We start from the raw sequence: 3,463 nt of genomic DNA on the forward strand, positions 1-3,463 counted from the left end.
GTATTGGAACAATCCCTGCGGGAGCAGTTACTACAATAATATTCAAGGTAACAGTAAATACTATACCATCTCCAAACTCTATACCAAATACAGGAAGTATAATAGGTGATTATATAGTAGACCCTGTATTAGGAACTACGATAAGTGTTGGAGGAAGTACAAATACAGTTGTTAGTAAAGTTAATTTTGCTGATTTAAGCAATCCTATTAAGGGTGTAGATAAAGTATTTTCAGATGTTCCTACTACTTTAACGTACACTATAACTATAACAAATACAGGAAATACAACTGCTAATAATGTAGTTTTTGTAGATACTGTACCTGATGGTACGAATTTCGTTTTAAATTCAGTAACAGTAAATGGATTACCAATAAGTGGCACATCACCAAATCCTCCAGGCGTGACTATAGGAACTATACCTATAGGAGGAACTTCAACTGTAACATTTAAGGTAACAGTTAATACTATACCAACTACAAATCCTATACCTAATATAGGAACAGTTGGATATAACTTTATAGTTGATCCTACTTTATTAACAACATCAACAGGTGTTCATAATACTAATACTGTTGACACTACAATAAATCATGCTAGTTTAGGAAATATAGTTAAATTTACAGATAAAGTATATGGAACATGTGGAGATATTATAACTTATACAATATCTATTCCAAACACTGGTAGTGCAGATGCTCTTAATGTAGTTTTAAGTGACACTGTCCCTAATGGAACAATTTATGTACCAGGTTCTCTACAAGTAGATGGAAATCCAATCGGTGGAACACCAGCTAGTATAAATGTAGGAACTGTACCTGCTGGAGGAACTTCAATAGTAACTTTCCAGGTTCAAGTAATTTGTTAGACTTTTAATATATTTAAATACCGAGAAAATGTATTAGATATTTTCTCGGTATTTTTTTAGTTTATTTAAAAAATGTCACGTTGTAGTGAAATATTATTAATACAAAATTGGATTAATAACAATCTATTGTTTAAAGATTATACAATGGTTATAATATTAAATATGATAACTACAACTAATGCGAGGTGATTTAGTTTGAAAAAAATAAGTTTAGGAACTAGCGATTTTAAAAAAATAATAGATAATAATTATTATTTCATAGATAAAACATTGATAATAAAAGAATTTTTAGAAGATAGTGGAGAAATAGTTTTACTACCAAGACCAAGACGTTTTGGAAAAACTTTTAACTTATCTATTTTAAAATATTTTTTAGAAAAATCAGATGAAGATAAATCTTATCTTTTTAAAAACTTAAGAATAGAAAATGAAACTGAAATAATGAAAAAACAAGGAAAGTATCCACTTATATATATTACATTTAAGGATGATAAGCATGCTAATTTCAATAACTTCATAGAAATATTTAGACATAAGATAGCGAGCCTTTATTTAAACTTTGATTATCTAATAGATTCTTTGGATAGCAATAATAAAAAATATTTTAATGATATTTTAAATAGGCAAAGCTCAATATCAGAACTGGAAATATCACTACTAAAATTAAGTGAATATTTAAATAAATATTATAGTCAAAAGATAATAATACTTATTGATGAATATGATACTCCTATTCACGAAAGTCATTTTAAAAATTATTATCCAGAGATGATAGGTTTTATAAGAAACTTTTTATCAGCAGCACTAAAGGATAATATAAATCTTGAAAAAGCTTTCATTACAGGAATACTTAGAGTTGCTAAGGAGTCTATTTTTTCAGGACTTAATAATCTTGAAGTTTATAGTATTTTAGGAGAAAAATATAGTGATAAATTTGGATTTACAGAAGAAGAAACTGTAGAATTATTAAAATACTATAGTTTAGATAAACAAATGAAAACATTCAAATCTTGGTACAATGGATATATTTTTGGTAGTACTACAATATATAATCCTTGGTCAGTTCTGTCATATATTAATAAACCAGATAGAGAATTTATGCCTTATTGGGTAAATACTTCTGAAAATAGTATTATAAAAGAACTTTTAGCCGATGGTAGTGAAGAAATAAAACTAGGACTTGAAACTTTATATAAGGGTGGTTATGTAGAATCTGAGATAAATGAAGATGTTGTAATGAGTGAATTGTCTAGAGCCAAAACAAATCTTTGGAGCTTTTTACTTTTATCAGGATATTTAAAAACTATTAAAAAAATAAATAAAGAAGATAAATTTATGTATAAACTTGCCGTTCCTAACAAAGAAATAAAAACGATGTACAGAAATATAATTGAAAAATGGTTCCAAGAAGGATTTATTGATTCTGATTTTAGAAAAATGCTTAAGGCACTTACCGAAGGGGACGTTAAAAACTTCAGTAAGATATTTAAAAGATATGTTATTACAAGCTTTAGTTATTTTGATACAGCAGGAAGGGACCCTGAAAAAGTATATCACGCATTTGTCTTAGGAATGCTTGTATCTTTAAGTTCTACACATGAAGTACTATCAAATAGAGAATCTGGAATTGGTAGATATGATGTTAGTTTAATACCAAAAGACAACACTAAGCCTGGAGTAATTTTTGAATTTAAAAGATATGATGAAGAAGATGAAGAAAGTATAGCAGAGATGCTCGATATTGCCTTAAATCAAATAGAAGATAAAAAATATGATACAACTTTAAAATCACGTGGAATAGACAATATAATAAAACTTGCTATTGTGTTTAATGGAAAAGAAGTTTATATAAAACAAGGATAATAGAATGTCACGATAATGTGACATTGTGTAAAGGCTATATAATAGCGTACTCTAGTGTTGCATTTAGAAAAGTTGATAAATTTAAGCATAAAAAATACCTCCTTTGGAAAACTGAGTTTAAGTACAAGCTATGTTAAAAGGAGATATTTTTATTTGACTTATATATATAATTCTACAGTTGCAAATAAAATATTCAGTATTTTAGGAAAAGAAGATTTAGACAATATAATCAATAAATACCATGGAAATTATAAAGTTCGATATTTTGATGTTGAATCACAAATTAAGTTATTAATTGCTATAAATATTTTATCTCTAAATAGTCTTGGAGATGCCGTTACTCAACTAGGTTCGTGCTTACCATTGAGTAGAGAAATAAATAGTTCAAAGGGATTGTTAGATATTAAAAGGATTTTAGCTAGTAATTTTCGTGAAATATATAGTACCTCAATCAATAATTTACTAACTAGGCGGAGTTACAATAATTTCATAGTATAATTTTAAGACTTTTGCTTTTAAGGAAGGCTTAGCTTTGATTTACCCAAAAGAGATAAAGTGTAAGTATTTTTTCATAAATACTCTATATTGATATAGAATTTACAATAAATTGCCGAAAAGCCCCCTTCTTTAGATGTGGGGATGAAAGGCAAGGTCTCAAACTATCTTAATAAAGAGAGGTGGAACAACTTCTAGTTATATTAAGTCTCAAATGTTGTATAATAAAAATAATATAT

Annotated in this window: 3 protein-coding genes; all 3 read left to right on the forward strand. The window is 27.4% G+C overall.

The annotated features are described in order from the left end of the window. A partial coding sequence (locus ACRC03_RS03870; protein ID WP_438651237.1) for a DUF11 domain-containing protein occupies window positions 1-866 on the forward strand: 866 nt, incomplete at its 5' end. 195 nt (window positions 867-1,061) lie between these two features. Then, complete coding sequence (locus ACRC03_RS03875; protein ID WP_438651238.1) at window positions 1,062-2,729, forward strand: AAA family ATPase; 1,668 nt, start codon at window positions 1,062-1,064, stop codon at window positions 2,727-2,729. 153 nt (window positions 2,730-2,882) lie between these two features. After that, on the forward strand, window positions 2,883-3,227 hold the full coding sequence (locus ACRC03_RS03880; RefSeq protein ID WP_438651239.1) for a DUF4372 domain-containing protein: 345 nt from the start codon (window positions 2,883-2,885) through the stop codon (window positions 3,225-3,227). The last annotated feature ends 236 nt before the right edge of the window (window positions 3,228-3,463 follow it).

The sequence above is a fragment of the Romboutsia sp. genome (assembly GCF_051659545.1).
In the GTDB taxonomy this organism is placed as follows: Bacteria; Bacillota; Clostridia; order Peptostreptococcales; family Peptostreptococcaceae; genus JBOFOR01.